General features: G+C 52.0%; 20 protein-coding genes, 15 tRNA genes and 1 rRNA gene. 3 read left to right on the top strand and 33 right to left on the bottom strand.

Translation table 11 applies throughout. The annotated features are described in order from the left end of the window. Window positions 1-11 precede the first annotated feature (11 nt). The 7 genes from G3578_RS09145 to G3578_RS09115 form a co-directional block, all read right to left on the bottom strand. Window positions 12-1,298: an S-layer homology domain-containing protein gene (locus G3578_RS09145; RefSeq protein WP_165211775.1), complete on the bottom strand. Its 1,287-nt coding sequence runs from the start codon at window positions 1,296-1,298 to the stop codon at window positions 12-14. A gap of 53 nt (window positions 1,299-1,351) precedes the next feature. Continuing rightward, a complete protein-coding gene (locus G3578_RS09140; RefSeq protein WP_165211772.1) occupies window positions 1,352-1,978 on the bottom strand; it encodes an S-layer homology domain-containing protein in 627 nt (208 codons plus the stop codon). Window positions 1,979-1,984: 6 nt separating this feature from the next. Next, window positions 1,985-5,002, bottom strand: a complete 3,018-nt coding sequence (locus G3578_RS09135) for an AAA family ATPase (RefSeq protein ID WP_165211769.1) — start codon at window positions 5,000-5,002, stop codon at window positions 1,985-1,987. Between the two features lie 411 nt (window positions 5,003-5,413). Beyond that, entirely contained in the window at window positions 5,414-5,860 is a 447-nt protein-coding gene (locus tag G3578_RS09130; RefSeq protein WP_241254543.1) for a hypothetical protein, read from the bottom strand. Between the two features lie 102 nt (window positions 5,861-5,962). Continuing rightward, a complete protein-coding gene (locus G3578_RS09125) occupies window positions 5,963-6,763 on the bottom strand; it encodes a hypothetical protein (RefSeq protein ID WP_165211766.1) in 801 nt (266 codons plus the stop codon). A gap of 29 nt (window positions 6,764-6,792) precedes the next feature. After that, window positions 6,793-7,242, bottom strand: coding sequence for a hypothetical protein (locus G3578_RS09120; protein WP_165211763.1), 450 nt, complete (start codon window positions 7,240-7,242; stop codon window positions 6,793-6,795). A gap of 335 nt (window positions 7,243-7,577) precedes the next feature. After that, window positions 7,578-7,940, bottom strand: coding sequence for a hypothetical protein (locus G3578_RS09115; protein WP_165211760.1), 363 nt, complete (start codon window positions 7,938-7,940; stop codon window positions 7,578-7,580). Window positions 7,941-8,261: 321 nt separating this feature from the next. Here G3578_RS09115 and G3578_RS09110 point away from each other — a divergent pair, with 321 nt between their 5' ends. Both G3578_RS09110 and G3578_RS09105 read left to right on the top strand, forming a co-directional pair. Then, window positions 8,262-8,513, top strand: coding sequence for a hypothetical protein (locus G3578_RS09110; RefSeq protein ID WP_165211757.1), 252 nt, complete (start codon window positions 8,262-8,264; stop codon window positions 8,511-8,513). A gap of 148 nt (window positions 8,514-8,661) precedes the next feature. Then, window positions 8,662-8,913 (top strand): hypothetical protein, encoded by a 252-nt coding sequence (locus tag G3578_RS09105; RefSeq protein WP_165211754.1) that lies wholly within the window; start codon window positions 8,662-8,664, stop codon window positions 8,911-8,913. Window positions 8,914-9,025: 112 nt separating this feature from the next. Here G3578_RS09105 and G3578_RS09100 read toward each other — a convergent pair whose 3' ends face one another. The 10 genes from G3578_RS09100 to G3578_RS09055 all read right to left on the bottom strand — a co-directional run bounded on the left by G3578_RS09100 (window position 9,026) and on the right by G3578_RS09055 (window position 17,565). Further along, window positions 9,026-9,271: a hypothetical protein gene (locus G3578_RS09100; RefSeq protein ID WP_165211751.1), complete on the bottom strand. Its 246-nt coding sequence runs from the start codon at window positions 9,269-9,271 to the stop codon at window positions 9,026-9,028. Beyond that, window positions 9,268-10,095 carry a peptidoglycan recognition protein family protein gene (locus tag G3578_RS09095; protein ID WP_165211748.1) on the bottom strand — a complete coding sequence of 276 codons (828 nt, stop codon included), beginning with the start codon at window positions 10,093-10,095 and terminating at the stop codon, window positions 9,268-9,270. The genes G3578_RS09100 and G3578_RS09095 overlap by 4 nt, the downstream gene beginning before the upstream one ends. 27 nt (window positions 10,096-10,122) lie before the next feature. Beyond that, a complete protein-coding gene (locus tag G3578_RS09090; protein WP_165211745.1) occupies window positions 10,123-10,776 on the bottom strand; it encodes a phage holin family protein in 654 nt (217 codons plus the stop codon). Between the two features lie 401 nt (window positions 10,777-11,177). After that, window positions 11,178-11,843 (bottom strand): DUF2953 domain-containing protein, encoded by a 666-nt coding sequence (locus G3578_RS09085; RefSeq protein WP_165211742.1) that lies wholly within the window; start codon window positions 11,841-11,843, stop codon window positions 11,178-11,180. Between the two features lie 53 nt (window positions 11,844-11,896). After that, window positions 11,897-12,871, bottom strand: a complete 975-nt coding sequence (locus G3578_RS09080; RefSeq protein ID WP_165211739.1) for an S-layer homology domain-containing protein — start codon at window positions 12,869-12,871, stop codon at window positions 11,897-11,899. A 181-nt stretch (window positions 12,872-13,052) separates the two neighbouring features. Continuing rightward, window positions 13,053-13,253 (bottom strand): alpha/beta-type small acid-soluble spore protein, encoded by a 201-nt coding sequence (locus tag G3578_RS09075; RefSeq protein ID WP_165211736.1) that lies wholly within the window; start codon window positions 13,251-13,253, stop codon window positions 13,053-13,055. Window positions 13,254-13,341: 88 nt separating this feature from the next. After that, on the bottom strand, window positions 13,342-14,469 hold the full coding sequence (locus G3578_RS09070) for an MGDG synthase family glycosyltransferase (protein WP_165211733.1): 1,128 nt from the start codon (window positions 14,467-14,469) through the stop codon (window positions 13,342-13,344). Continuing rightward, window positions 14,466-15,050: a YkoP family protein gene (locus G3578_RS09065; protein ID WP_165211730.1), complete on the bottom strand. Its 585-nt coding sequence runs from the start codon at window positions 15,048-15,050 to the stop codon at window positions 14,466-14,468. The genes G3578_RS09070 and G3578_RS09065 overlap by 4 nt, the downstream gene beginning before the upstream one ends. 99 nt (window positions 15,051-15,149) lie before the next feature. Then, window positions 15,150-15,803: a TerC family protein gene (locus G3578_RS09060; RefSeq protein ID WP_165211727.1), complete on the bottom strand. Its 654-nt coding sequence runs from the start codon at window positions 15,801-15,803 to the stop codon at window positions 15,150-15,152. A 103-nt stretch (window positions 15,804-15,906) separates the two neighbouring features. Beyond that, window positions 15,907-17,565 (bottom strand): M20/M25/M40 family metallo-hydrolase, encoded by a 1,659-nt coding sequence (locus G3578_RS09055; RefSeq protein ID WP_165211724.1) that lies wholly within the window; start codon window positions 17,563-17,565, stop codon window positions 15,907-15,909. A gap of 196 nt (window positions 17,566-17,761) precedes the next feature. On the opposite strand from G3578_RS09055, the gene G3578_RS09050 reads away from it, so the two are divergent. Next, complete coding sequence (locus tag G3578_RS09050) at window positions 17,762-18,910, top strand: sensor histidine kinase (protein ID WP_165211721.1); 1,149 nt, start codon at window positions 17,762-17,764, stop codon at window positions 18,908-18,910. 192 nt (window positions 18,911-19,102) lie between these two features. Here G3578_RS09050 and G3578_RS09045 read toward each other — a convergent pair. The 16 genes from G3578_RS09045 to G3578_RS08970 all read right to left on the bottom strand — a co-directional run. Next, window positions 19,103-19,176: transfer RNA gene (locus G3578_RS09045), tRNA-Gly, on the bottom strand. Between the two features lie 12 nt (window positions 19,177-19,188). Beyond that, window positions 19,189-19,276, bottom strand: a tRNA-Leu gene (locus G3578_RS09040). Window positions 19,277-19,301: 25 nt separating this feature from the next. Further along, window positions 19,302-19,378 (bottom strand) — tRNA-Pro (locus G3578_RS09035). A gap of 53 nt (window positions 19,379-19,431) precedes the next feature. Further along, window positions 19,432-19,508 (bottom strand) — tRNA-Arg (locus G3578_RS09030). A gap of 8 nt (window positions 19,509-19,516) precedes the next feature. Beyond that, window positions 19,517-19,592: transfer RNA gene (locus G3578_RS09025), tRNA-Gly, on the bottom strand. A gap of 19 nt (window positions 19,593-19,611) precedes the next feature. After that, a tRNA-Leu gene (locus G3578_RS09020) sits at window positions 19,612-19,698 on the bottom strand. A gap of 75 nt (window positions 19,699-19,773) precedes the next feature. After that, window positions 19,774-19,849 (bottom strand) — tRNA-Lys (locus tag G3578_RS09015). Window positions 19,850-19,874: 25 nt separating this feature from the next. After that, a tRNA-Tyr gene (locus tag G3578_RS09010) sits at window positions 19,875-19,959 on the bottom strand. Window positions 19,960-19,974: 15 nt separating this feature from the next. Then, a tRNA-Thr gene (locus tag G3578_RS09005) sits at window positions 19,975-20,050 on the bottom strand. 60 nt (window positions 20,051-20,110) lie between these two features. Then, a tRNA-Asp gene (locus tag G3578_RS09000) sits at window positions 20,111-20,187 on the bottom strand. A gap of 12 nt (window positions 20,188-20,199) precedes the next feature. Further along, window positions 20,200-20,276, bottom strand: a tRNA-Met gene (locus G3578_RS08995). 43 nt (window positions 20,277-20,319) lie between these two features. Then, window positions 20,320-20,395: transfer RNA gene (locus G3578_RS08990), tRNA-Val, on the bottom strand. A gap of 73 nt (window positions 20,396-20,468) precedes the next feature. After that, window positions 20,469-20,545: transfer RNA gene (locus G3578_RS08985), tRNA-Glu, on the bottom strand. Between the two features lie 71 nt (window positions 20,546-20,616). After that, window positions 20,617-20,692 (bottom strand) — tRNA-Thr (locus tag G3578_RS08980). A 1-nt stretch (window position 20,693) separates the two neighbouring features. After that, window positions 20,694-20,769: transfer RNA gene (locus tag G3578_RS08975), tRNA-Asn, on the bottom strand. Between the two features lie 59 nt (window positions 20,770-20,828). Beyond that, window positions 20,829-20,954 (bottom strand): 23S ribosomal RNA (locus G3578_RS08970); the annotation flags it as partial.

The raw sequence follows: 20,954 nt of genomic DNA, 5'->3' as shown, positions 1-20,954 counted from the left end.
GCACTCTCACCTCACAGCTTGAACTTCTGTATTCCCCAATGCCTGAACCTGTTAAGGAGTGATACAGCTTCGGCTCTTGTCATAAAAGCGTCAGGGACCAGCAGGGCATCATCTTCGGTTGCCACCCTTCCCGTCAACAGCCAACGTCTGCCTGCCTCAGCGTTGTAGTACTCCATCTCCAACGCAATGACGTGCGGGTAGTACCACGCTGTATTTGAAACATCTGAAAACTTGGAACGGTTCTTCGCAAAAATGAACTCTACAACTTGACCGTCCTTCAATGGCTGGGCAAGCAGAACCGTGCGGTCATCTATGATCGTGTACTCTCCCTTTGCTTTGGAAAGGATTGCTGCGTCCACCCTTACCACCAAGTCAGTTCCGTCCGTATTAAAGGCACCGTTTACCCGAAACACTTTCTGTCCCGTGTATGCAATTTGGATATCGTGAAACGAGCCTTTTGGCGGCTCGGCATCCGTAAATCGTTGATAGAACGATTGGCGTAACCTGTCGAGAAACGCAATCCCTTCCGCTCTGGTCATCTTCGCGTCTGGGAAGAATCTATCGTTGTACGATACCGAAGAGGAGGTGGCTTTCAGCGTACCCTTCATGAGTTTGTACGACCCGTTAGACTTATCATGGGCTGTATAGACGAATTGGAGAGAAACGTTGTTCAGGCTGTACGGAACATAGACAGTCCCAGTGTTCGGGTCTACCGCATAGATGTCATCGCGGTACCCGATGTACTTCTTTAACAGCTCCTGCTTATCCGCGTAGGAAGTCCATTCCGCTGCTTGGACATTTGCCCTCTTTAACGCCCGTCCGAACGCATAGAGGTACTCAAGATATTTCATGTCAAACGGATTGTAGTAGTATTCGAGATTGGCGTTACCACCGAAGTTTAGCGTGTAACTAGGGTAATAGTAAACGCCTCCTGCACTGACTGGTCTGCCGTCTGCATCCAGGGCAGGCTTTCCAGGCATGAAGAAAGAAACGGTAGAGCCCACTTTCGGTGCCGCGTATAGTTCGACCGTATTCCCGTTAACCGATTTATAGATCGTCTTTACACCGTCAATAAAGACATAAAGCGGGTTATCGCCAGTCGGGGTAACAGCTTCAGGCAAGGTAAAGGTTGCTTGCCCCGCCGCCTGAAACTCCTCATAGATTCTTGGCGAATCAAACTTGTCATAAGTCATCCCTGCTACGAGCGGTTCTCCATCTTCAAGATAGTAATTGGTCGCTTCCATAATCTCGTTATAAAACCATTGGCCCGCATGTATATCAACCCAACGCTTCCCCACAGTTATCACCTCATTTGTAGTATAGACAGAGAAAAGGAGCAGACCACGAAAGTCTACTCCCTGATAATCTGCTCCATCAGCCGCCGGGTCCGATTTAAGAACGTGATATACTCTGCTCTTGTAATGTAGTCATTCGGTCTGAAGTAGAGAACCGGCTGTCCGTCCCGCGAGATGATTGCGACGAGACCCAAATCGGCCATTTCTACAATATCGTCCTTACTCCAATGGCCGTCACCCGCCGCGTTGTCGAGATCTTGAAACTGATTAAGGTGTTTTTTGTCGTAAGCGTCTTTCTTGATCAAAACCAGGTCAATCTCAACAATGTACCTCTTTGACGTTTCCACTGCTTGCGGTTTGATCGACTCAGCCGCCCCCAGGTAAATGCTGCCCTTCTCGTCGTAAAACTTGTGAGTCCACCCCGACCACAGCATGTACGCGGCAAAGTCATCTTTGCTATCGAATAGAAGTCGAAGGTGAGCTTTGTAGGAAGCAATACCTCTGTGCTCAAAGTTTGAAGGGGCATGGAGGAGCTGGATTTCCTTGAGCTTGTTTACAGGAGAAGGAGGGGAGTAAGGCTCGATGATACGAGCCTTTACCTCCATGAACTTCCCGCCGGTGTCTACAAAAAGACGCTTTTTGTAATGATCACTGGCTTTGCCAAAAGTGTACTGCTGTGTCATCTCTCATTACCTCCCCAAATCAAGCATCGAGGTGTAGTTCTGTCCCGTTCCCGTCTTTACTTGCTGAGAAAGCGAGTTGGCCACGTTAACCTGGACGTTCTTGACCTGCATAGCAATCTCGTCGGCCATCCTCTTCGCTGTTGAGGGGTCGCCGTCCATATTGCCGATCGTGACATTGACTGTCACATCTCCTTGTCTCAAGGTGACGTTGCGGTGAGAGTTGCTAGACGTTACATAATCCATGTAGGAGACTGGCTCAATACCAGACGGCAAGTTAAAGGTTGCTTTACCGCCCAACTGCTTACTAATATCAGCGAAGAGCTTCTTCTGTTCTGCCTCGGTTTGCTGAATAGCCATCCAGATCGTTTTCCACTCTTTGTCGCCCTGATTGAACGTACTCAACAAGTCGCGCAGTTCTGCTTGAGACTGTTCGATTCGGCGGCTCAACTCGTTTGCCTTCTGCCTCTCCAGTTCACGAACGACAAGGGAATCTTCACTTGCCCCACCAATGATAGCCTCCGACTCCTTGATGTCGTACTTGTTCGCAATCAGGCTTTGATCCTCTTGCAGTTTGTTCATGATCTCGTTGTATGAAGAGAACCTGTTCTCCCGCAGTTGGGCCTCATTCTGCCTCATCTCAGCTTCGAGCCCAAGCTGTAGAAACTCTAGTTTTTGATCGGCTTCTTTACCAGGGACCAACTTCTCTCTGCGAGCTTTGATCTCGTTCAATTGCTCTTGAAGAAGCGTAATGTTTTTGGTCAGATACTCTTCCATCAGTTGACGCATTTCATTCGAGTCCGTGCGCACACCTTGGATGCGGAGCTTAGCTTGGTCAATGGTGAACTTGCTCTCGTTCCGACCGGTACCCTCCTGGACTTTTTTGCGGATTTCCTTGATGATTTCATCGACCTCCTCTGGTGCCAAGTTCATGCTACCAGGCTCGATTCCCTCATCAATCTTTCCGTCGCCATTTTTGTCCATTGGGTCCTTGGTTCTCTTCAAATACTCTTCAGAGGCGATTCGAGCATCAGTCAACAACTTGCTGACACCAAGCTCTTTTTCCAACGCCGCCTCAAGGTCTTTGCCTGAAAACCGGTTGAGCAATTGCCACGCTTTCCAAGACTCGGAGAAGGAAGGTGCATTTCCGCCGAGAAAGTGAGAGATTCCGTTAAGACCCATGTCCCACCAGAAGTTTGCTACCCCCAACCCTTTAGACAGCCAGTTCTGGCTCTGGTCTATGGCTTCTGTGTTCTTCGCAAGGTCTTGTAACTTCTCTGCTCTCGCCATCATTTTTTCATGGGGCAGCATCGTAGCGGCGGTACCAACATCCCACGCCACATTGAAAAGGTCGTAAGCAAGCAACGCTTCTCCTAATACCGGTATGGGTTTGCCAACGACTTTAAGGAATCTGCCGAGTTTAGCGAATCTGCCGAGTTTAGCCGCTTCCTTACTGAGCCTGAGATTCTGACCATGCTGACGTATCTCGTTGCGAAGCGCACTTAAACGCTCCTCGCGGTCTGAACCTTGGTAATTAAAGTAGACATCCTTATACCGCTGAGTGGCATCACGGAGTTTTGCTCTATTTTCAACTACAGCGCGATCGTTCTCGCGGTTGTTCTCTTGCCCGTCTTCGCCATTGCGACCCAGTAAGATCTCCTTGAGGTTATCGTATCCATCGACTACGTCGATGGTCTTTTTGAATTCATCCCGTCTATCCTTTTCCGTCCGCTCCTGGTTAACGCCAATGGCCGTGCTTTGTTCGAACTTCATTGCGGCGGCAATCTTGCTCAACAACGTAATGCCGGTAGCGATGCTGTCAGCATTTTCGCGCATGATACGGAGGATTGAGAGTAAATTGGTATTCACCTGACCGAACCCGTTCTTTAGGCTGTCGATAACACCTTGGGACCACATTTCCATAATCTGAGGGAGCATCCGAACAAATTCAGCGGAAGAGGAACCAATCTGTCCAGCCAACGCCCCAGGTACACCTGCATGCAAAGATTGGACATTGAACGGTACTGAGCCGACATTTGAGGGCTGTGTGGCCAGTTCTTCGAAACCGTTGTTCATCCTGGTCAGTTCATCGCTTGTGAAGGTAATCCCCAGTTTGCCTTGAAGCCCTTGAGCCGCTTCAAGGATCGCATCGTGCATAACACGCCCAAGCGTCTGGGCGCCATCACCGGGAATGTTTTGAGTGTTCAAGGTGATTTTCAGATCACGAAGAGTATGACCGATTGCCGCAGGAATGCTATCAAGTAAGCCGACAATCTTCTCTATCAATTGCGCGTATACTTGAACGATCTTCCCCCGTATCGCCGCCTGGTCGATGGAAGAAGCGGGAGTCTCATTCACCTCCTTGATTAAGGGGGAAACAACGCTTTTCGTCTTGTTCAGCAGAATTTTCTGGAGGTTAACGATTGTATCCGTAACGTCCTCCACACTCTGTTCATTCCCGGAGATGGCAAACTGCTTGTTCAGTACTTCAGCAAATTGGACAATATGACCAATCCCTTTCACAAGACCTTCGCTAAGAGAGTTCACTTGATTGGCTGGTTCATGTACCTGAGCTACCTTCTGCACTTCAACGCCGGCAGCTTTTGCCACCTCAACAATCTCAGCCTGCAGCTTCTGGAACGCCTCTTGGAATTTCTCCACAGGTTTGACTTTGGAAAGCTCGGCCTTAAAATCTACGGTACCTTTAGACACAATCTTCTCCATCACACTGGTTTCGAAAGACTTGATGATGTTTTGCAAACGGGAAGCATTCATATCGTTGGCTTGAATCCGCTTCATGATGTCGGAGCCGTCCACCGCAATCCGGGTATCACTGCCTCTCCACTCTTTGATCGCCTCTGCAATAGATTCCCCGACTCTGAAATTGAATGTCCGCACCTCTTTTTCTGTTTTTTGAAACTGCTCATCTATTTTCTTCAGCTTTTCCACGAAAGTGTCTGCGTCTTTTGAAGCTTGCGTGAAATCAAATTGGAGTTCAGATATGAGGGAGTGTTTCTCCTCGGCCATCGTCTCACGCCCTTTCTCAATGAAATAACCGTTACTACCTTAGAATAGGCAGTAACGGTTATTTTCCACTGAGAGCCGCCATGAGTTCGCCTAAGTCATCCTCTGTAAGCTCCCTGTACCCATCTGCGTCCACTTCGCCATAAGAGCCTCCGCCCCCGTTTGCGGAGCCGCCGCCCGTTGCGCCGAACATTCGGCCGAAGGCACCTACCCTGGTCTCGACCTCGAACTGGATGTGGCGGTTGGTGGCTTTTATCAATTCAGCAACCTGGGGCAAGGTGTACTCCCAAATCTCCCACTTGTTTAAGTTGCAATACCTATGAAGCAGGAAGAATATCTCGCCCCAGTGTAATGGCTTGCCGGTTTCAGTGTCTCTTATTTCGACATTTTCTGGTTCCTTATCGTCGGGGATCTCTACTTTTTTAAGCCATTCAACCCGATCAGAATCTCGATCGTCTTACGCGCAGTGTCCAAATCCATGTACTCATCGAGATACTCCCTGGTGATGTGCTTATAGCCTTTGAAAGCCATCATTAACACTGTGAACAGGTCATCCTCACGACTTGCGTCCACTGCATCGTCGCCAGAAGGAACAAAATTGAGGATTATCGCATCCACGTTAATGGTGCGCAGCTTTTTCATCAGAATCCGTGCGTCTTTCAAACTGCATGGAGGAACTTTGTAGGTTTTCCCGTCACGAAGCCTGATCTCCTCATCATCCTCGAAAAAAGCCCGCTCCACCTGTTCCGCTTGCTCCGGAGTCAACTCTTCCTTCAAACGGTTAACAGCCGCCTCATTCCGCTTTTGCAACCTCTCCATGTCTTGAGGTGACAATTCTTGATTTTGAGCGTGATCTGCCATCACCGATTCCCCCCTGTCATGCGATTCCTTTCCCCTGTAAGTGAAGAGATAAGGTAAGCGGTTAGCCCAAGGGAAGCTAACCGCCGTAACTCCTTGCCAAGATTAAGCCGCCTCAAAAACCTTGATAGAACCGAGCCGTCCATCCGGACGTTCAGGGTCAATCAACTTCAAGGTGATGGAACTAGACGAAGCGGTAGCACGTTGAGCATCTAAGCTGAACTGACCGCTTGGGCGGCAAGCATAAAGCTCGGTTTCGATACCGCGCTTCGTACCGCACTTCTGTACATAGTAACCGTGATGCACGATGGAAACCGTAATCGGAATCTCGTCCTTTTGCAAGAACAGTGCTTCAACAGTTGCTTCGTACATGTAGTTCACATAAATGTCCGAACCAACGTGATTGGAACCAACCTTGATTACCTTGGCAGCGGGGTCGTATATGAACTCATCTGCACCGGGAACAGCGTTGGTAGTATAACGGAGCAGTCTACCGGACTTTACGTTACGAACCACCATTTCACTTTCCTTGCCAGGCTTCACATCATGTTTCAATGCACCGCTTACACCGCTCGCATCGGTGTTTTTCAACTCATTCAGAGACCAGAGGTAAGCATCGTCACCGCTGGAAACATCCGTAATGTTGCCCCCCATGAGCAGTTGAACAGCCGCAAGGTCGAACTTAGCGTCAGTAGCCGTAACCTCAATGGACTTGGACTTAATGATTTGGTCGATAGAAAACAAGCCGTCACCGCCAAAAATGTCCTCAACTTCAACATTCAAGTCGATACGCAAGCTCTGCAAGGTACCGAGAGTAATGAGTTCCTCGCCAGGAGTAGGGCTGTCGCAGTTGACCCGCTTCGCCATCATAGTACCTACGCCTTTGATGATGAGTTTCTTACCCATGTGTTGTTTTCACCCCTTGAAATGATCAATTAGCAATCATCCGTATCAAGAGATACAGACATTTGCATGACAACTGTGAAACAGTAGGCATTTTGCAGACCAGAGTCGGACTCGTACATCGTCACGAACTTCGACTCAAAATTTTCCATACCCTGAAACGGCATCAGCTTGCCCTCGAATAGAGCAACGATTCTCTTGGCAATTTGATGCGCTAGATTCACGTCATCATTGGTATAGATGTCGAATCGAAACGGTGTATTGTAGACCAACTCATTTCCTCTCTCCCGTTCCCCGCCAGGAGGCGCATAAAACGCAATAAGAGGAATATGGTCAACGATATTGAGAGGCTTTGCTCTTTTTTGCAGATGCATTTCCTTGGTTAAGTCATTTGCACTTGCCCCTATGCCTAAATAGTTTAGAACGTCCTCATCATTTGCTAACACACTGTAGATGTTGTTGTACAAGTCCACTGCATCCATCAGCGGTACCCTCCTCGCATCACTGTCACAGGTTCCCCTCTTATGAATGATCAACGTGGCGCTCTTTGGTTACCACATCACGGCAACGCGTTATCACTTTATAACTTCACTGGAATCAGGCATACAAGACGAATGGGTACATGCCATAGTTTGCCAACTCATCCACACAAGCAGCGGTATACTCTCGGTTTATTTGGTTTGCAAGAAAGCTGGGTACCACGTAAACAAGCCGGCAGGTAGGCTGCCAGGCTGTTTGTGTTGCCTTCGGGAAGAGTGTGCACCCTCTTCCCTATATATCAACTCCTGTACAGTAGGGACAACACATAGTATAGACACTATTTAAGAAAATGATATGTCACCGTCACATTGTTCGGCGCGACACCGTGAAACGTGAAATGGAACACCTCTCCCGCTTTAACAGGGTGAGCTACCATGAGTTGGAGTCCCTCTTCCCAGTCCAGCGTATGCACAGTTTCCACAAGCTTATCCCCCCCGACAATAAGTTCCCAGTAGTCCTCGGCATAAAGCGTCTCCGCTTTAACGTGTATGGCAACGAACTCCGTGTCATAGTCCAGATGAAAGCTGTCACTCACTACGCCCGCCGCCGCAAGCTCCACCTGCCGCCCGACAAAATGGTCATTGAACTTCGTCGGATAAAACGGCGCATCAAGCCGCCCGCCCGCTAGATTGTGAAGCAATCCGCAACACCTCCCGCTCCGTTTCCTCCACATCATTTGTCTGCGCATATCGTGAAACGCATCTGCGATTCTCCTTTTAGAGTAGACAGCACCTTCCGCACTTCCGCACGCACTGCTTGAAACAGCCCTCCCCCTCCTGTGCGGGTCAAGCGCCGTATATGTAACAAGATCCCAGAAGTGTAAATTTTGTGCCAACGTCACGGTGTTGACCTTTCATCTCCTCTCACCTACAATAAGTAATTAACAAGCTTATGCTGTCGTTAATCTTCTTGTGGGCTTACTAGGAACCTGAGACGCTCTATGCGAAAGGTAGGTTGACTAATGGAGCTTAATGAAAGTCAGAAAAGAACGATTGCATATCAATTTCGAGATAAATTTGTAAATGGTGACGCAGAAGGGTATGAAATTGTTATTGCTCTCATGGCCATGGTGAAACAGGGCAAAATTGGCCTTGACGATGTTAAGCCTATCCTTACCATTGTTCACATGGGGAATCTGGAAGGTGTAATGAGGTCTCTACAAAGAGCGCATAGCATTATTGATGATGATTTGATAGACTCCATTCTGAATTGAATGAATAGATACGGACATGAAAACCGACCTTCTGTATGCAGGTCGGTTTTCCCGATTTCTGCCAAAAACACGGTTTCACCTACGCTCGCGTTTATGGTGTAAGACAACTGTCATAAACTAGGGTCAGCAAGGTAAGGAGGAACGATAGATGGACAAGAAAACCAAAGCCTTGATGATTCTAGCTCTTATGGACGTGTTATTTGACCACCTGGCAGGTGAAGCCGTCGATATGCTGGAAGTGGAAGACGCCCTTGAACAGTTGGGTATTGACGGCCAAGTGTTTTTCCAGACCCACCCCGCCATCGCCTTGCAATGGTTGTGTCGCATGTACGCTGACTTGGAGCTTGACGAGCAAACGATTGCAGCTTTCGGTGAAGTCGATGGGTCAGGAACGGTTTGATGATTTGCAGGGCAAGATAGGCGGGCTCTCCATGGCTTGCCATCCAAAAGAGCAGGACAGTAAAGAGTAAAGCAGGGGCGAAATTCCCCTGCTTTTTTGCTTGTTTTAGATTTTAGAGCGACTTTTCGTCTTCATCGCCCTCGATGATCAATAGCGGTGCCTCTGCTGATTTACCATCTACGTAAGCCTCGGCAATCATGTAGACGACAACCGAACCAATGGCTCCAACAAGACCGGCAATCTTTGACGTCATGTCACTCCCCGCTCCGATAATCACGGAGATACTCGTAACTACCCCCGCAATCAAGCTCCAAAACTTCCGACTGCCAAGTTTGCGAAGCAAGTCCTCTTTCGTCATGATGGTGTTCCTCCCTTATTGAGAACGAGTAACTTCGTTGTCACAATCAAGCTCAGCCAGGCAAGTTCAGAGTTCGTCATTTGCCCGCTTTTCACTTTATCAATCCACATCGGAGCGCTGTTAATGATGCCTTCTTTACCCAAGGTCTCCAAAGCAGTGATAAGCATGGGTACTTGATAAGACCCAGGCAGTTTCATGGTTTCATCATCCTCCTCTTCCACTACTCCGGGTTTCGTGCAGTCGTTGTACTCCCATTGAACATCGTTGATGAACTTCTCCCAGGTAATCCCCATCTTGCTGAAAGCGTTAATGGGGTCTGTTTTGCGCTTCGGGTCAAGTTTATAGTGACCGGTAATGTCCGTTGCAGGGTCTAGGTTGAATGTGTAGCACAAATAAGCGATATACCAGACATACCGTTTGTAAGCCTCAAGGCTGCGGCGTTTCCTCTCCTCTGGACTCAGTGAAGACGGTTTTTGATAGAAGTAGCACAGCTCCACACCGATCGCCACATCGTTTGCATCATCCCCGTATACCTCATTATCTGCGGTGACGTTGTAGATGACATGCCACGCTTTTTCGGGTGTACCCGTTGCGGCGGGGATGCACTCAATGATGTGTTCATGATCGACAAACGTATGGGCAGATGCTTCAATATGTGGCGTATCTGCGTAATAACCGATATTTCCGGGTGCCGTACTCCCATCGTTACCAGTGTCGTGCGCGACGATAAATCTAACCTTGCCTAACGGAATGCCTGGTCGCCGTCCAACTTCAACCAGCGGGAGATAGTTGGTTTCAATAGGGTACTTCATCTTAAACCCCATTCTCATCTCCCCCTTCTGAAATATAGGTTAGACCCTTTCATCGAAAAGACTCACGTTTTCTGGGTGATTTTTCGGTTCAGAATTTGAGCCCGCGCCGGATGGTCCGTTATTGTCCTCCTCTGAAGGTGCGGGGCTGCCGTCCAAGTCCTTCATGGCATTCCCCATATTCTCGATTGGGTCGGCAATACCACCATCTTCTTCAAGCACCTTGCTCTGTTTACGTTTCAAGAAGAAAAGGAACCATTCCAGGTCCTCATGCCCTGCATCAATGAGGTTTTCGATGACGCTCTGTGACTCCCGTAAGAACATGATTGAATACGCTACCGTTGCAATGAATACGGCGACCGAGGTCAACATCGTTACACGGACGGAAAGACCGCACAGAACCATAATCACGAGATAGCTGATCAGTTTACGCTGTGTCCCTTTCCACAAGGAAGCGGAAGAAAGTTTCCGCGTTCGCAGGGCTTCTCGAAATCCCCCATTATTCACGCACACCGCGTAATATTTTGTGATGATGTCCAACAGCATGGCCGAACCGACTGCGATCGAGGCGGGAACAAAGGCATCATCGGGAAAAAGCACGTAGTTCACAACTGACATCAACGCAACCCAAAAAGGTTTTACGGATGATGCCGCTTTGGTTAGATAGGTTGATACATCAACAGTTCCGTTGTTCACATTTTCTTGCCCCCTCCCCGAACTCTCTTTTTAGAATAGACCGAAAAGAGGGATCGTATCTTCCCCTTGAAGCAAGGAAACACCTGCACAAAATAAAAAGCACAAGGACTTCATGATTCGTCTCTTGTGCTTCGAAAAATTTCATCATTTCCTCTAACTATGTAACCTTCTGCCGACAATTCAGTCTTTGATTACGAACAAGGCCGGCTGTTATGGAATCGGTCACGTCTAAACCAGCTGATCGGCGAGTCGGCAAACCCATTGATGCTGCCAACAGCCCGGTAAAAATCCAGTAGGCAATGCTCTATAATATACTTGAAAAGGAATATATTGAATTGCATGATCGTTCCCCCGCCCCTGGTTTGATGACTCCACGGCGGGGGTACGGATCAAGCGGTAATTTACGCTCCGGTTGGCGTGGCTGCCCATCCGGGCCGGCGCTTTTTCCGGTACCGGACCAAAAGGCGCACCCCTGCGATCATCGCGTGCCCCAGCATAAAACGGAGGCTGCAGCGAAAACGGGTCCGCACGATCAGGCTGTTCCACTCCGGCTGGACGCTGACGCGGGGAATGGTGCGCATCGTGAGGTAGTGGGCGATCATGGAGACGATCATGCTTTTGATTCCCCAGGCAATCCCGGTTAACGCCCCCGTGGCGGCCGCCTCCCCGATGCCGATGGTGGTTTGCCATTCCAGTTGCTCGCAGCGGATATGCTGCATCATCCGCTGCATGACCGGCTGCAGGTCGTGGAAGCGCTCCAGGACGTCCTGAAAACGCCGGTACGCGTTTTTCAGCTCCGGCGTTTCAAGATCCCGTTTCTCTCCGTCCGCCCCCTTGGGACCGGTTTTCTTCAGCCTGACGAGCAGTTTCGGCCCTTCCCTGTCCGTCCTCAAAGCGATCATCGGCAGCTCATACCGGAAACGAAGCAGTCGAAACCATGCCGTCACCTCCACATGGAGCCGGTCGTTTTCCCCGACGCGGCCGTAAACGATGACAATGCGCAGAGGCGTGAAAAACGCCAGGCATCCCAGCAGCAGGATGATGCCCAAAAGTATCCAACCGAACAAAAAAATCCCCGCCTTTCCTACTCTAGTATGGGTAGGAAAGGCAAGGAATACACCTAGTCCAGAATATATACCTTGGTGTCCTTTTGTCTTCCATAAGCAAGGGCGGCTTGAAGGGAAGGCAAAAATACATCAACGTGTTTCTCTTTGACGGCGCTTCCGATATCGGCGGCGACCGCATAACCGTACCCTTCGATATACAGGTGCGTGCCGAGCGGTATCACCTTCGGATCGACTGCCACAATCCCCTCGCGCAGCGGCCAGCCCAGAAACGCTTTCACGTTGGTTTCCGCGTAAGAGGTCGTTTGCACCGTCATCACTTGTTTGTAAGGGATCTTCAGATCGCCGAGACGCGGCAGCGCTTGATGCCCATCCGTCAGCAAATTGTGGTAGGCGAATATGGCCGCTTCCGCGCGGGTCATCAACTTCGTCGGTTTCAGGGTTCCATCTTGATACGGGCTCGCGATCTTGTTCAACAACGCATACGCCACGGCCTTCTGGTGCCATGTTTTCACGTCCTGCTGATCCGGGTAGGGGAGCAATATCTGGTACGCCGTGGACCATTTCAGGGCGTCCGCCCTGCCGATTTCCCCGCTTGCCCGGAGGACAACGTCAATCATCTCCTGCCGCTCGATCGGCTGCTCCGGATGAAAAGCGAGCTTGCCTTCCTCTTCTCTGCCGTGGAAAAAGCCCAACCGGTAGGCGGTTTCCACATAAGGGGAGAGCCAGCTGTCCAGAGGCACATCCGCGAAGTGGGAAACAGGCGCCTTGACGGGGGTGATCCCCTTGGCTCTCAGAAAGAGGGCCGCCAGTTCGCCGCGGGTGATCGGGTCATTTGGCCGAAACAGCCCTGATCCGTTGTCCTTGATCGCTCCCCCGGCGTACAGCTGCTCGATCTCCTTTTGCGCCCAATGGTCTGTGATGTCTGTAAATGGTGAATTCGCGTTCGTTTCCTTTTCCGCCTCGACGGCCGGTGTGCCCAGCAACAGCATGACCGCCAGCGAGGCCAGCAACAGCTTCCTGATTGTCATCACCCTCCTCGTTGAAATGTGACCAATGTTTTCGCGTATCCCGCAATCGATGGAAAGCGATGCCAAGCGAGGTTGAGACCTCTTTTCCATTTTACTGGACAACCCCGCGCAAACAACCCTTAAAATTTACCAATCGAAAAAGGAGAAAGCATCGCTGCCTTCTCCCATCCATCGTATTTGGTTATTGACGACCAGCCAGCTGCTGTTCGGCAAAACTTACCAAACGTTTGGTGATTTCTCCACCGACGGAACCGTTTTGACGAGAAGTGGTATCTGGTCCCAACTGAACACCGAACTCTGCGGCAATCTCATACTTCAATTGGTCGAGAGCTTGGTTCGCCTGCGGTACCAGAAGATTGTTGCTGGATCTGTTGCCTGCCATCTGTATCACCTCCTCGTTTTTGGTACCCTTAATATGCGTGGGAGGCGGGGAAATCATTCATACTTTTCAGCGATGTTATCCTTCCTTTTTATAGATGTAAAATCAAGTCCGCTGTGCGATAAGCCGCATCCGGACGGGCAAACGGCCGCATGCGCGACGCCAGCTCGCTCCGTTCGTCCTGCCTGTGCTGCCAGCGCGCCAGCAGGCGGACGATCTCTTCCACATCCCGCGCTTCTTCCGCAATCTGGTGGGTGCGCAAAAATTGGCTGTTCTTTCTCTCCTGTCCGGGCAGCGGCCGATACAGAATCAGCGGCGTCCGCATAGCCAGCGCCTCGGAGCAGGTGAGCCCGCCCGGTTTGGAGATCCAGGCATCGGCCGCTCCGATATACGCCCACATGTCCTGCACATAGCCCAGCAGGTGAACCGTATGCGGGGAAGCGATGCCGGTCAGGCAGGCCGCCAGTTCCCGAAGAAGCGCCGCGTTTTTGCCGGTCGCCACGATGATCTGCAAGGGCTTCTCCATCTGCAGAAGCCGTTTGACGACCGGCCCAATCTCCCCGTATCCCCCTTCACCGCCGCTGATCAACACCGTAAAACGGTCGGGGCGCAGGCCCACCTGTTTTCGCCATTCATCCTTCTGCCGATCGTTCTCACGGGCAAACGGCGGCCGCAGCGGGATGCCGTATGGATACACGTTCTCCGCCGGGACGCCAAAGCGGCGTACCGCATCTGCGGCAATCTGTTCGTTCGCCACCACATACGCATCGATCTGCGGATGAAACCAGAAATGATGGAAGTGGAAATCCGTACATACCCCGACCAGCGCGAACGGCTTGGCCGCCCGTTTCTTCGCTTCGGCCAGTGCCGCCAGACAGTAGGCATGGGTGGCGACAACCACTTCCGGTGCCGTCTGTTCGATCACGTTTTGCAGCAGACGTTTTCCCAGCACCATCCCCAGGGGCTTTTTGAAGGCGCGGCTCCACAAATGGTCGCGCTCATAGAGGCGGTGCCACACCTCCGGAACATAGCGGAGGCTGCCCAGATACGCGGCCCGGGACAGCCGCTTGAGGAGCGGGCTGGCTGTGTGCAATCCCCCGATCATCTCCACACGGGCATCCCCGCCCCTCTCCCGCAGCACCTGTTCCAGGGCGCAGGCGGCCATCCAGTGCCCGCTCCCTGCCCATTCTTCGGTCACAAGGAGGATGTTCCTGCTCATCGGATGGGTTCACCCGACTCTTCTGCGGGCAAATAACGGCGAAACAGCTCTTCCTTCGACATATAGACCCGTTTGAGCGGCATGGTGTGATCCCACTTTTGCAGCCGTTCTTTGCCATCGGGGTGAATCAGCCGCAGCATCAGGCGCAGATACCAGCGTTTATAACGGAAAAACAAGTTCATCGGGACATCGGAAACCGTGAAGCCAAGCGGTTCCGCCCCTTTGTGCAGCATGGTTGTTCCGACGATCCCCTTGACCTCCTTCGCTTCCGGCATGGCATACAGGCAGCGGGCAAGCTCGGGAAGCGACTGCACGATGTGCCGGCGCAGGAGCAGGACGAGACGGGTCTCATCCTTTACCCCCCGGCACATGTTGGCGAAAAAGTAATTGTGGATGTGCAGCTTCACAATCAGATCGCCGGAACAAATCGTCTGCCGGTCTGACGTCACCAGCGTTTCTCCCCGGTAGCGAAGCAGGACGATGCGAAAGATATTCTTCCCTTTCTCCACATAGCGCAGCCTTGTACAGCGTTGATACAAGGCATCCCATACTCCCCACAGAAGCAAAATGCCAGCGTTCATCTGCCATCTGACCTTTCCTGGTTTGTTCTTCTTTCCCAGTATTCCCGACCCAACGGAAAAAGCTGCAGATTCGACGAAAAATACGTCCAACCTGCAGCTTCAATGCGCCCGTTTCCACCTGCCGAGAAGGATCACCAGCAAGGCGGCAATCACCGGTGTCCAAGCGTGGTTTAACAAAAGGCGATTGGCAATTTTCCATACATACGGATCTTCCAGACACATTTCCGTTGCCGTATAGGCAAGTATGCCTCCTCCCAGATATACAAGGAATGGAAACCGCTCCATCAGCCGCGCGATCCAGGCACTGCCCCACATCAGCAGCGGAATGCTCAGTCCGAGGCCAAACACCACCAGCAACAGATCGCCGTGGGCCGCTCCCCCCACCGCCAGCACATTGTCCAGGCTCATGATGAAATCTGCCAAGATAATGGTTTTCACCGCCTGGCCAAGGCTGGAGCTGTACGCAACGTCGCTCGTCTCCTCCTCCATCCCGGCCAGCAGTTTGACGGCGATCCACAAGAGCATGCCCCCGCCGAGCGCCTTGATGAGCGGAATATCCAGCATCCAGGTGGTCAAACCGGTTAAGCCGACACGCAGGAGGATGGCCCCCGCGGTCCCGTAGATGATCGCCCGCTTCTGATCCTTTTTCGGCAGCCCCCGGCACGCCATCCCGATCACAAGGGCGTTGTCCCCGCTTAAAACGAGATCGATCAGCATGATTTGCAAAAAATGAATCCAGAATTGGCCGTCCATTCCACTCCCCCGCTTGTACGCTGTCCTTTTACTTGTATGCAGGGGGAGGGCTCCTCATGAAGAAAACCCGTCCAATCGAACCGATCGGACGGGCCTTTCCCTGTCACAGCGGATGTTTCCACAGATACTCGATCACTTCATGCATCAGCCGCGGAACCATCTCCAGCGAATACGTACACTCCAGCCGCTCCCATTTCTTGTGGGCGTCAAACCCGTACGGACCGATATTGACGATCGGCACCTGCAGGCGGCGGATCTCTTCAAACGGCACATGATGCCGTCTTCCCCAGGCGGGCATGTTGGCGGTATACCCTTCGATACCGTCCGCATCATCGCTCAGCGTGACGAAGCTCATGTCGGAAATGTACGGGAAAAACCGGCGGATCACAATCGGATGACGATAGTGCGGCTGCACCTGTTGGACCGCATGCTCGACCGCCTCTTGCAGCCGTCTGTCCCGCGGATCATCGTCCGACAGGGCCACGCGCGGCGAATAGAGGGAGGAATAGAAGAGAATGCAGACCGGGTCCTTGTTGGGGTCGTAACGGTGAAGCTCTTCAACCAGACGGCAGCAGAACCAGCGAATATCCAGCGACTGATCCTGCATCAGCTCCTCCGCTTTGCGCGCCATCGCCTCTGCCAGCGAATCGCCATGCTGTCCCCGCAGATAGTCGTAGTACTCGCTGTACGTGTATACCCTCGGTGTCAGGCGAACCGGTTTTGCCGCCGTCCCCGTGCGTTCACAGTACGCCTGGTACCGGTTCCTGTACGTTTCGATCGCCCGTTCAAACGCTTTTTCCGCCCGCGCCCGCAGCAACTCCAGCACATCGCGCGGCGAGAGGGAATGGACGAGGAAATTGTAGTACGCAAATCCTGCAAGCGGCGTTTGCACGTCATAGTACGGTTTCAGATCGGTCTGTTTCAGGCTGACCGGCGGCGGCGTCACTTCCCCGTACATCTCATCGCACAGCTCGGGATTGTAGTCGATCTCGCGCGTGATTTCTGCCAGCAGCAGATTGGGATCAAAGCCGTCAAACGCCTGCCCCACATGCGTTTCGTTGCCGCTGACGTAGACGCTGGGAAGAAGCTTCCCCACGGTTCCCAAATAGATGTACCGGTTCGGGTCCCCCTCATGCCGCGCCGTGACAAAATCGCTGTTGATCGCGGCCGTAATGGCAATGCCCTGTTCTTCGGCCAACCGGTTCAGGAAAGGAACGGCTGCGAGAATCCCGTTGGAGCTGTCCTCCTCATCGCACTCCGCCACCAAGATCAGATTGCCGTTCATGGCCGCGGTATGTTCGCTGTAATATTTCAGCACGGCGAGATTGGCCGCCACGCCGCTTTTCATATCCGATGTCCCGCGTCCGAACATCCAGTCTCCCTCGTCCAGATGGCGTTTCACCGCTGCCGGGAGATGCGCCTGCTCCTGCAAAACCTTGCGCAGCACATCCGGATGGGTCGCCACCTCCTTCCACTGGCCGTAATCATCCGTGCCAACCGTATCGATATGGCCCAGCAGCATGGTGGTCTCTTTAATCTGTTGATCCGCCTTGACCAGCGCGATCACATTATAGCGCTGATACGCGCTTTCTCCGGTTGGCTGCAGCCAGAGGTGTTCTGGGTGCTTCTGAAAATACGGCCATGTTTTCAGTTCGTCGAAAAGACGCCGGGCCAATGCCGCCTCTCCCGGGGTGTTGACGACGCTTTCCATGCGCACCAGCCATTCCGTCCACTGCTTCAGTTCCTGTTTGTCCACGATCACGAATGTTTCCCCCTTTGCGGTGTATCCTCTCATGTTTTCGTCGTTTTGCGGAATCTCCCTTCCTGCCAGAAGGAGATTCCGGTCGTCCCCTTCAGCGATTTTTGCCGAAAAATGGTCGGCCGTTTTGTAAATATTAGGAATTTCTTACCTTGAAAACAGGGACAGACTTCCCGTACGATATGGTGGGGGGAGGTCTATGCCGGAAACTGCTACCATGAACTTCGAGGATATTGCTAACAAAATCATCGCGCTGTCAACGACAATCACCGCACAGTGGCTGGATGAAATCGAGGAAACCGCCGTTCTTCCGCTGTCGTTTCCTCAGGATTACGCCGAAAAACGCACCATTCTGATCGCGCGCTCCCTGGTGGAGGATGTCCATGCCGACATGCAGGCCTGGGCGCTGGAAATCAGCGAATGGATGCGTTCGCAGCGTTTCCCGTTTTCGGGTATTTTGCGCATCTACCAGTTGTATCGCAGTGTATTTTGGGATTGCCTGCGTCCCGCCCTCGCCGACTGGTCGCTGAACGATGAGGAGATCGTCTGCCTGGAGGGGCGGATCGGCCAGGCCATGGACGAGAGCATCTATTGGGCGGTCTATCATTATGAACAATTGGTAAACCGGGAATTGCTCCAAAAAGAAGAAACGATCTCCTTCCTGCACAACGACAAGCTGACCATTCTCGGAAAAATCGCCGCCAACATGGCTCACGAGTTGCGCAATCCACTGTGCGCCATCGAAGGGTTTCTGAAGCTGATCGGGGAGTCGACCCGGGGCCAATCCCAACTGCAGACCTATATCGATGTGATCATGCATGAGTTCGACAATCTGCACCGCCAGATCACCGGTTTCCTTAGTTTTTCCAAAAAGCCGATTCTCGACGAGGTATATAAGGAAGTCAGACTGGACAAGCTGCTGTTTGAAGTCGAAGTGCTGATCACTCCCCGTCTGGTGGGGGAAGGCATTCTGTTCGACAAGCAGATCCCGCCCAACTGTACGCTCTATTGTTATGAAGAGGGGCTGAAGCAGGTGCTGCTGAATCTGCTGAACAACGCCATCGATGCTGTTCAACAGAAGGCGGACAAACAGATCCGGATCCAGGCAAGCTCCGGCAATGGAAATGTGGTCCTGGCCGTGGAAAACAACGGCGACATGATTCCCGCCGAGATTCTCGCCAATCTGTTTCAGCCGTTCTTTACGACCAAGCACAACGGCACCGGCATCGGCCTGTCCATCTGCAAAAACATCATCGAGAAGCATAATGGCACCATTCACTGTGAGTCCACGCTCAAAGCGACACGCTTCATCATTACGCTTCCCGTCGCCCAAAGCCCGTCCGTTTAGAAAAATGCCTCCTGCAAGTGATTGCAGGAGGCGAGGCTAGAGAGATCCGCTGCCTTACGTAAGCGATCTAGCCTTAGATTACAGAAAAACATATGTTTCTACTAGCAATATTTTTAGACATTTTTCGACAAAATCATTCCAATTACAATAGAAAGGGTAGCAGCATAATGCCGCTACCCTGTTGCTTATGGATGGAGCGGGTGATGGGAATCGAACCCACGCATCCAGCTTGGAAGGCTGGAGTTCTACCATTGAACTACACCCGCATGATCGCTTGTTGGTGCCGAGGACCGGACTTGAACCGGTACGGGAGAAACTCCCGACAGATTTTAAGTCTGTTGCGTCTGCCTATTCCGCCACCCCGGCTCAGATGGGCCTGCAGAGTCCTTGATGGTCGGGAAGACAGGATTCGAACCTGCGACCCCTTGGTCCCAAGCCAAGTACTCTACCAAGCTGAGCTACTTCCCGACATCACCCACCCGCCTGTGCAATCGCTTGGGGTGGGACGTTCACAGATAAGATGGCGTGCCCTGAGAGATTCGAACTCCCGACCTTTTGATTCGTAGTCAAACGCTCTATCCGGCTGAGCTAAGGGCACAAAATAGATGGAGCGGACGACGGGTCTCGAACCCGCGACCTTCGCCTTGGCAAGGCGACGCTCTACCAATTGAGCTACGTCCGCATGAGTCTGATGAAGTTTATGGTGCGGTCAAGAGGACTTGAACCTCCACGGTGTTGCCACCACTAGAACCTGAATCTAGCGCGTCTGCCAATTCCGCCATGACCGCATGTAAAATTCTGGGGCCCCCGAAAAGTACTCGGAATAAACACGAAGCAAAACGTCACTTTTTGGGGTGTAATACTGGTGAGCCATGAAGGACTCGAACCTTCGACCCTCTGATTAAAAGTCAGATGCTCTACCAACTGAGCTAATGGCTCATGCTGCGATGGATGCTGTGAAGCATGGTGGGGAGAGACGGATTCGAACCGCCGAACCCAGAGGGAGCAGATTTACAGTCTGCCGCGTTTAGCCACTTCGCTATCTCCCCATGGTATGGTTGCCATGGTGCCGGCGATAGGAATCGAACCCACAACCCCCTGATTACAAGTCAGGTGCTCTACCAATTGAGCTACACCGGCGCTGATTTATTATTATAACAGATCAGACCTTGTATTTAAACAAGACGTTGTTGAGAAAACTGGCGGAGCTGACGGGACTCGAACCCGCGACCTCCGGTGTGACAGACCGGCGTGAACTCCAGCTTCACCACAGCTCCAGCTTGAATGTTTGGTTGCGGGAGCAGGATTTGAACCTGCGACCTTCGGGTTATGAGCCCGACGAGCTACCGGACTGCTCCATCCCGCGACGATCGGATGTCACCTCTTATGGCTGACCATCCTGAGGAAAATGGTGGAGGCTGACGGGATCGAACCGCCGACCCTCTGCTTGTAAGGCAGATGCTCTCCCAGCTGAGCTAAGCCTCCCCAACATCCCGCAAAGCAACGCTTCGTTTGGAAACGCATTTCGAGCGCTTTGCGGGGAATCCAATGCTTGAAATGGTGACCCGTAGGGGATTCGAACCCCTGTATGACAGCGTGAAAGGCTGCTGTGTTAAACCACTTCACCAACGGGCCAGGTTTCAGGGGCCCCCGAAAAGTATCGGAATATGCTGCAACGCACTTCGCCACTTTTCGAGGGACATGTATGGTGCTCCCGACAGGAATCGAACCTGCGACCTCTTCCTTACCATGGAAACGCTCTACCGACTGAGCTACAGGAGCATGGCTCCTCGGGAGGGACTCGAACCCCCGACCGATCGGTTAACAGCCGATTGCTCTACCGACTGAGCTACCGAGGAATACGTGAAGGTTTGCCCCTTCAAAACTGGATACGCAAGATTCTTGCTGAAGGCTTGCTGTGGATAAGTCCTCGACCGATTAGTATTCGTCAGCTCCACGCGTTGCCGCGCTTCCACACCGAACCTATCAACCTCATCGTCTATGAGGGGTCTTACCAGCTTGACGCTGTGGGAAGTCTCATCTT

Source organism: Brevibacillus sp. SYP-B805 (genome assembly GCF_011059135.1).
GTDB lineage: Bacteria > Bacillota > Bacilli > Brevibacillales > Brevibacillaceae > Brevibacillus_F.
This window is presented reverse-complemented; position numbering and strand designations above follow the sequence as displayed.